This is a genomic window from Streptomyces roseus (assembly GCF_001044425.1).
Classification (GTDB): domain Bacteria; phylum Actinomycetota; class Actinomycetes; order Streptomycetales; family Streptomycetaceae; genus Streptomyces; species Streptomyces roseus.
Window position 1 is genome coordinate 1 of sequence record NZ_LFML01000036.1, and the last position, 8,139, is coordinate 8,139.

Below are 8,139 nucleotides of genomic sequence, written 5' to 3' on the forward strand. Positions count from 1 at the left end.
GGCCCCGCCGGCCACCACACCGGCCGCCTTCGCCGCGTACCCGGCGGCGAACCACCCGATGACCGCGACCGGCAGCAGCGCGGGAATGCCCGCGTTGACGTCCTTGAGCTCCCCGGCGGCCAGCCGGCACTTCGCGCACTCCTCCAAGTGCCCCCGCAGCCCGCGCTCCGCCCGCATCCGCAGGCCGCCGCGGGCGTACGCCCCCAGCCGGTCCGCGTACCGCGCGCAGTCCCCGCCCGCTCTCAGCGCAGAACTCACATGGGCTTGCAGATAGGCCTGCTTGAGGCCCTCCCGGGCCCGGCTTGCCAGTACCGCCGTCGCGTTGGCGCTGAGCCCGAACAGCGGCGCGATCGTGCTCGGCGAGGCGTCCTCGACGGTGGTGTGCCACAGCACGGCCTGCCACCGCTCGGGCAGGCTGCGGAACGCCTGCATCGCCAGCGACTGCTCCGCCTCGCGCATCGCCCGGACTTCCGCGCCCAGTTCGAGGGTGTCGTCCCCCGACAGGCCGGACATGCCGCCGCCGACCTCGGTCCCCGCGGCCGCCTGCTCGGCGAACACCGCGAAGTCGTCGACGAGATGCTCCCGCCGCGAGGTCTTCACCCAGGCCGCCGCGACCCGGCGCACCGTGGTCAGCAGGTAGGCCCGCACCGACTGGTCCGGACCGGCCCCGCCCCGTACCGCCTGGAGCGTCCGCGCGAACACCTCGGCGGTCAGGTCGTCGGCGGTGTGCGCGTCCCGGCAGCAGGTCCGCGCGTAGCGCCGTACGGAATCGGCGTGCCGCAGGAACAGCTCCTCGTACGCGCCGTCGTCGCCTGCGCGCATGCGGGCGATCAAGTCCCCGTCGGACGGGGGCAGCTCGGCGCCGGCGTGGCCCGCGGCCGCGCGCCGCCGGTGGCGCGGCTCGCGCTGCGCCGGGACCTGGCCTGCGGTCGGGCTCTGCGCCTCGACCTCGCCGCCGGCACCACCGAGCGGCTCTTCCCGACCGTCAACGCCCATCGCGGAAGCCCCCGCACGCCACACTCAACCGGTACACCGTTCAAGCGTGTCACACGGGGGGCGCACGCCGGCCCGGTCTTCCCGTCATCCACTCGTCCGGGCAGCATCCGGGGAACCCCCGTTCCACTCCTCACCCTTTCGAGCGAGCGCCCGCGGGGACCCGTTCGGCGAACCGGCCGGGCGCCCCGGCCGGCTGCCGCACGACGAACGACGAAGCGGTCAGACCCCGGACCGCCAGACCTCCGGACCGTCAGGCCCCCGGACCGTCAGACCCCCAGACCGTCAGGTCCCCGGCTCGTCAGACCTTCGGACCGCCAGGCCTCCGGCCCGTGAGCCCCCCGGCCCGTCAAGCCATCAGGCCGTCCGGGACCGCAGGCCTTCGAGCAGGATGTCGAGCAGCCGCGACGAAGCCGCCGCCTGCTGCGCCGCGTCGGGCAGGGCCGGAGCAGCCGTGGCTATCACCAGCAGTACGTCGGCCACCGTGACGTCGCCGCGCAGCTCACCGGCCTCCCGGGCCCGGTCCACCAGTCGGCCGACGACCTCGAGCAGCGCGCCCGCGCCCGCGTCCTCCGAGGGCTCGTCCTCCACGGGAGTACGCCCGCCCACGACCCGCAGGTCGGGGGCCCCGCCGGTGACACCGGCCTGGCGCTGGTGTGGAACCCGCGCCGCCGCCTCTTCGACGCCGTCCTCGCTCGCCGACCCGACCCGCAGCACCTGCGGCGGCAGCAGCCGCCCGGCACCCGAGGCCACGGAGGTCCGCAGGAAGCGCGACAGCGCCTGCCACGGCTCCTCCTCCTGGCCCAGCGCGGCCGTGGCCTGCTCGGTCAGCCGGGCGGTCTCCTCCTCGGCTATGCGGCGGACGAGGACGTCCTTGCTCGGGAAGCGCCGGTACACGGTGCCGACGCCGACGCGCGCGCGCCGCGCCACGTCCTCCATCGGAGCCCCGTAGCCCAGCTCGCCGAAGACCTCGCGGGCCGCACGCAGCACGTGTTCGAGGTTGCGCTGGGCGTCGACGCGCAGGGGCGTGGAGCGGCCCACGCCGTGCGTCGTGGCGCCTGCCATCAGGCGGCCGCCGCTCTCGGTCGAGAGCGCGGTCGCAGAACCATGGAAATCGGAAATATGCATATGTATCCCCCGGTAATCATTTGTCTCCCCCCGGAGACACTCCCCGCCTTCGTGTCGAGGTGGGCCACGGTCATGTGGGCCCCGGTCTTACTCCTCGACGAGATACGAACATAGTTGAGCCAGAGTCAATTCAGAAGAGGCAGCCCCGGACGGACCACCGCTCGATCGGAGCATTCGCCCCCACTTTTCCGATCCAAGCCCCCGGAATCACCCACTCCGCACCTCCTGACCTGCGGAACTCCACCCCCACTGGGGTCATCCGGCAACCCCGTACCGGCACCCCCTCCGGTCACACAATGTGTCAGGGCTGTGGACAAACTCCCGGCCACGTTGCGTCATGGGATGGTGAAGGCTGCTAACTCCCGGGGCTCGGCCCCCGGTACCCCGCCCCGTACGCGCATCCTCGTCGTCGGCGGCGGTTACGTCGGCATGTACACGGCCCTCCGGCTCCAGCGGAAGCTCAGAGCCGGCGAAGCCGAGGTCACGGTGGTCAGCGCCGAGCCCTACATGACGTACCAGCCCTTCCTCCCCGAGGCGGCTGCCGGCTCCATCTCCCCGCGCCACGTCGTCGTCCCGCTGCGCCGCGTCCTCGACAAGTGCCGCATCGTCATCGGCGAGGCCCAGCGCATCGACCACGCGAAGCGCACGGCGACCGTCGCCACCCTCGCCACCGAGGACGAGGGCACCGGCGCCATGGAGATCGAGTACGACGAACTGGTCCTCGCCCCCGGATCGGTCTCCCGCACCCTGCCCGTCCCGGGACTCGCCGAGTACGCCATCGGGTTCAAGACCGTGGAAGAGGCCATCGGCCTGCGCAACCACGTCATCGAACAGATGGACATCGCCTCCTCCACCCGCGACCCGGCCCTGCGCGACGCCGCCCTCACCTTCGTCTTCGTCGGCGGCGGCTACGCGGGCGTCGAGGCCCTCGGCGAGCTGGAGGACATGGCCCGCTACGCGGCCCGGTACTACCACAACATCAAGCCCGAGGACACGAAGTGGGTGCTGGTCGAGGCCAGCGACCACATCCTCCCCGAGGTCGGCCCCGAGCTCGGCGTCTACACGATCCGCGAACTGCGCCGCCGGGGCATCGACGTACGCCTGGAGACCCGGCTCGAATCCTGCGAGAACCGCGTCGCCGTCCTCAGCGACGGCGCCCGCTTCCCCACCCGCACCGTCGTGTGGACCGCAGGCGTCAAACCGCACCCGATCGTCGCCGCCTCCGACCTCCCGCGCACCGAACGCGGCCGCCTCGCCTGCACCGCCTTCCTCACCGTCGCCGGCGTCGAGCACGCCTGGTCCGCGGGCGACGCCGCCGCCGTCCCCGACATCACGGCCAAGGAGGACGGCCGCGAATGCGCCCCCAACGCGCAGCACGCCGTCCGCCAGGCCAAGGTCCTCGCCGACAACCTCGTGGCCTCACTGCGCGGCGAGGTCCTGACCGAGTACGCGCACAGGTACGTGGGCTCCGTGGCCTCCCTCGGCCTCCACAAGGGCGTCGCCCTCCTCTACGGCCGCAAGCTCAAGGCCTACCCCGCCTGGCTGATGCACCGCGCCTACCACCTCAGCCGGGTCCCGACCTTCAACCGCAAAATGCGCGTGCTCGCCGAATGGACCCTCTCGGGCCTCTTCAAACGTGAGATCGTCTCCCTCGGCTCCCTCGAACACCCCAGGGCAGAATTCGAACTCGCCGCAGGACACTCCCTGAAGTTCCCCCCGCCCCCGCCCGCCCCCACCCCCCCGAAGACCAGCCAGGGCTGACGCTGTCAGTGCGGTCGGCCACACTGGACGTGTGACCATAGGTGGGCCCACGCCTGCACACAGTGACATTCACGGCACCGCGACCACTTGCGACACCACGAGGCTTGAACGCAGTGAACTTCACGCGCTGGAGCGCCCGCTTTCCCGGAACGCAGCGCCGCGCCGCCGCCCGGTCCGAGCACGCCGCCGCCCAGGCCAAGCGGGGTGAGGGCGCCGTCCCTGCAGCCCGCGGCGCCGCCGCCCGCCCGGCCGCGGCGCCGGAGGGCGGGGCCGCCGACCCCGCGGCCCCGACGGTCTCCGGCACGGGAACGGGCTCCGGCCCCGGCGGCGGCGACGCCGGCAGCGAGGCCGGCGGCGCGGTCCTCGCCGCCGTGCCCTCCCTCGACGAGCTCTCCGTACGCGAGGTCCTCGGCCGGCTCCCCGCCCTCGTCGCCCTCGTCCACGGCCCCGAACACCGCGTCGCCTACGTGAACGACGCCTACACCGCCGGCTTCGGCCCCCGCCCCGCCGGCGCCCCCGCCCACGACGCCCTGCCCGAGATCGGCGAGCTCGGCCTCCTCCCGCTCCTCGACCAGGTCCAGCGCAGCGGCAGGTCCCGTACCGCCAAGAACCGCACCGCACCCGGCGGCACCAGCTCGTACACCGTCACCTGCACCCCCGTCGAGTTCCCCAAGGCCGCCGCCGAAGGCGACACCGACCCCCGGCACACCGGGGTCCTGATCCACCTCGCCGACGTCACCGACCACGCCGAAGCCGTGGAACGGCTGCGCGCCAGCGAGCGCCGCCAGCGCGAGGCCGCCGTCACCCTCCAGCGCTCCCTCCTCCCGCAGGAACTCGAACAGCCCGACGACCTCCGCATCGCCGCCACCTACCAGCCCGGCGGCACCGAGGCCGCCGTCGGCGGCGACTGGTACGACGTCATCACCCTCGGCGCCGGCCGCACCGCCCTCGTCATCGGCGACGTCATGGGCCGCGGCGTCCGCGCCGCCGCCGTCATGGGGCAGCTGCGCACCGCCGTCCGCGCCTACGCCCGCCTCGACCTGCCCCCGCACGAGGTGCTCCAGCTCCTCGACGGCCTCGCCGCCGAGATCGACGCCAGCCAGATCGCCACCTGCGTCTACGCCGTCCACGACCCCAACGAGGGCCTGCTCGCGTACGCCTCCGCCGGCCACCTCCCGATCCTCGTCCGCGACGAGGACGGCACCGTACGCCGGGCCGCCGACCCCACCGGCCCGCCGCTGGGCACCGGCGGCTGGCTCCACACCTCGGGCACCATCGCGCTCGGCCCCGGCTCCACCGCCGTCCTCTACACCGACGGCCTCGTCGAGCGGCGCGGCGAGGACATCGACGAGGGCGTCGCCGCCCTCGAACGCGCCCTGTCCGGAGCCCAGGGCACCCCGGCGGTCATCTGCGACCGCCTGATGCGCGCCCTCGGCGTCGACGCCGACCATGACGACGACGTCGCCGTCATGGTCCTCCAGCAGCCGAGCCGCACCGGAGCCGACGCCGAGCTCTTCCACAACGCCGCCCTCGAACTCCTCGGCGGAGTCGAGGCCGCCCCGCGCGCCCGCGCCTTCGCCTCCGGGGTCCTCGCCTCCTGGCGCTTCCCGGTCGAGCTGTGCGACCTCGGGGTCCTGGCCGCCAGCGAGCTCGTCGCGAACTCCCTCCAGCACGGCACCCCGCCCATGCGGCTGCGCCTGCGCCGCACGGACCGCCGCCTGATCATCGAGGTCACCGACGGGGACGACCACCTCCCGCGCCGCCGCCGCGCCGAACCGGCCGACGAGACCGGCCGCGGCATCTCGATCATCGCGACGATCGCCTCCTCCTGGGGCTCGCGCCGCACACCGGGCGGCGGCAAGGCCGTCTGGTGCGAGTTCGCGCTGCCGGACAAGTAACGAGCGGCGGGTACGCGAAAGGCCCGGTCCACGGGGGACCGGGCCTCACTCGTACTTGCTGCGTTCCCTTACGCGGGGACGCGCTCGGGCTCGACGGCCGGCGCGGTCGGCGCCGGTACCGCCTCGCCCTTCAGCAGCGAAGGCTTGTCCTGTACCGCGCTCAGCTGCTTGCCGAGCCGCAGCGCCAGCCATGCGATGCCCAGGGACACCAGGACGAACACCCCGACGTAGAGCATCGGCACGCCCGCCCCCAGGGGCACGCCCAGCGGCCCCAGGGCCAGAGCCATCTGCTTGACCAGCGCGAAGGCGGAGTTGTACTGGCCCACCGAACCCTCGGGCGCCAGGTCGGCCACCAGCGGCGCCAGCGTCGGCGAGAGCATGGCCTCGCCGATGCCGAAGAGCGCGTACGTGGTGATGAACGCGGCGGCCGCCATCATCGCGCTGCCGTGCCCCAGCCCCGAGAACCCGGCGATGATCCAGGCGACGGTCCAGATCAGGCCGACCAGGGCGATCACCCGGGACCGGCGGCGCTTCTCGACCAGCTTCAGCACGACGAACTGCGCCACGACGATCGCGCCGGTGTTGGCGGCCAGCGCGAAGCCGAGGGTGGACGGGGAGATCCCGGCGGCCTCGGTACCGAAGGCGGCGAGGCCGGACTCGAACTGTCCGTAGCAGGCGAAGAAGATCACGAAGCCCAGCACCAGCAGCTTGACCATGGCCCGGTGCTCCAGCAGCCGCTTCCAGGCACTGCCGCCCGCCTGGGAGGCGTCCCGCGGCACGGCGTCCTTGATGCTCGGCGCGTGCGGCATCCGGACGGTGAGGATGACCCCGGCCAGGACCAGGAACATCACGGCCTCGATGCCGAACAGCAGGGTGAAGCTGGCGGGCCGGCTCTCGTCGACGATCTGGCCGCCGATGAGACCGCCGATGCCCAGGCCCAGGTTCTGCATGAAGAACTGGAGCGCGAAGGCACGCGTGCGGGTGCTCGGCGTGGAGCACCACACGATCATGGTCGCGAGCGCGGGCTGCATGACCGCCTGCCCGGCGCCGAGCGCCAAGGCGGACAGCAGGATCGGCACGATACCGGTGGACAGCCCGAGCGACAGGGCGCCGGCCGAGGCGGCGACGGCCGCACCGATGACCACGGGGACGGGACCCCGGCGGTCGATGACCCGACCGGTGAGGGGCAGCGCGACCAGGGCACTGACGGCGAAGGCCACGAACGCGCTCGTGGCCGCCATGGAGCCAAGACCTCGCACCTGCGCCACGTAGATGTAGAGGAACGGAACCGTGAAACCGATGCCGAACGCGGTCAACGCGTTGCCGGCCTGGATCCGCCGCATCGCAGCGCCCATCACCTTGGTCACTTCTCACCTGCCTTCAAGAACTGAAGCCCGAAGACTTCATACCTAAACTTCGATCCTTAACTCTACACATCGAAGGAGTTAGATGCCAACGGGCTCATGCGATACTTCGAACCATGGGTGACACCCCCGACGGCACCGCGCCCGTCCACGAGCCGAGCCTCGACGAGCAGATCGCCGTCTATCAGCGGGAGTTCCAGGACCTCGATCCGCAGGTCGAGAAGGTGGTCTCGGCGCTGAGCCGGCTGAACCGCCGCATGAACGTCGCGTACGGCCGCCAGACGGCCGCCCTGGGCATCAGCAACGCGGAGTGGGAGGTGCTCAAGGCCCTCGTCATCTCCGGAGCCCCGTACCGGATGGGCCCGAGCGAGCTCGCGAAGCAGCTGGGCCTCACGCCGGCGGCGATGACCCACCGGATCGACCGGATGACGGGGGAGGGGCTGGTGACGCGGGAGCGGGACGAGTCCAACCGGGTCCGCGTGATCGTTGAGCTCACGGACGAGGGCCGCAGCAAGTGGCTGGACGCGATGCGGGCGGCCACGGTCTTCGAGGAGGACCTCCTCCAGGACCTGTCCACGGCGGAACGCGGAGTCCTGGGCGACATGCTCACCCGCCTCCTGGACCGGGTCGAAGACCTCCAGTCGCCGAGCTGACCCTCACCTGAGCTGCGGGGTTGACACAGGTCCCGCGGGTCCGTAAGGTACTTCGAGTTGTCCCAGAGCCGGAAGGTTTTGGCGACGGCACATCCCGCCGCCTCGTTGCGGCACCCAACTCAGCACGATCTCCCACCGGGAACGAATTCGGCATGCCCGAATTAATTTCCGAAGGCCGATTATGAATCGGTCGGGAAATCCACTAGAGTTCTGGGAGTCGGAAGGGCCCAACAGCCCGGAAGACAAACCCCGCTGACCGGGGGTCAGGCCCGAAAGGATCTGATAGAGTCGGAAACGCAAGAACGAAGAACGAAAGCCCGGAGGAAAGCCCGAGAGGGTGAG

At 72.1% G+C, this 8,139-nt stretch carries 6 protein-coding genes; 3 read left to right on the forward strand and 3 right to left on the reverse strand.

Annotated features, from left to right (window positions below; translation table 11 throughout):
* Positions 1-996, reverse strand: a 996-nt coding sequence (locus ACS04_RS09900; RefSeq protein WP_048476177.1) for a sigma-70 family RNA polymerase sigma factor, incomplete at its 3' end; no start/stop codon positions are given.
* A 354-nt stretch (positions 997-1,350) separates the two neighbouring features.
* Positions 1,351-2,121, reverse strand: coding sequence for a TetR/AcrR family transcriptional regulator (locus ACS04_RS09905; protein ID WP_048476178.1), 771 nt, complete (start codon positions 2,119-2,121; stop codon positions 1,351-1,353).
* Between the two features lie 342 nt (positions 2,122-2,463).
* Between ACS04_RS09905 and ACS04_RS09910 the strand changes: the two genes are divergently transcribed.
* Together ACS04_RS09910 and ACS04_RS09915 are read left to right on the forward strand one after the other, a co-directional pair.
* Entirely contained in the window at positions 2,464-3,882 is a 1,419-nt protein-coding gene (locus ACS04_RS09910; protein WP_048476179.1) for an NAD(P)/FAD-dependent oxidoreductase, read from the forward strand.
* 113 nt (positions 3,883-3,995) lie between these two features.
* On the forward strand, positions 3,996-5,780 hold the full coding sequence (locus ACS04_RS09915) for an ATP-binding SpoIIE family protein phosphatase (RefSeq protein WP_048476180.1): 1,785 nt from the start codon (positions 3,996-3,998) through the stop codon (positions 5,778-5,780).
* A 68-nt stretch (positions 5,781-5,848) separates the two neighbouring features.
* On the opposite strand, the gene ACS04_RS09920 is transcribed toward ACS04_RS09915, so the two are convergent.
* Entirely contained in the window at positions 5,849-7,147 is a 1,299-nt protein-coding gene (locus ACS04_RS09920; RefSeq protein WP_048476181.1) for an MFS transporter, read from the reverse strand.
* A gap of 113 nt (positions 7,148-7,260) precedes the next feature.
* Here ACS04_RS09920 and ACS04_RS09925 point away from each other — a divergent pair, with 113 nt between their 5' ends.
* Entirely contained in the window at positions 7,261-7,797 is a 537-nt protein-coding gene (locus ACS04_RS09925; RefSeq protein WP_048476182.1) for a MarR family winged helix-turn-helix transcriptional regulator, read from the forward strand.
* The last annotated feature ends 342 nt before the right edge of the window (positions 7,798-8,139 follow it).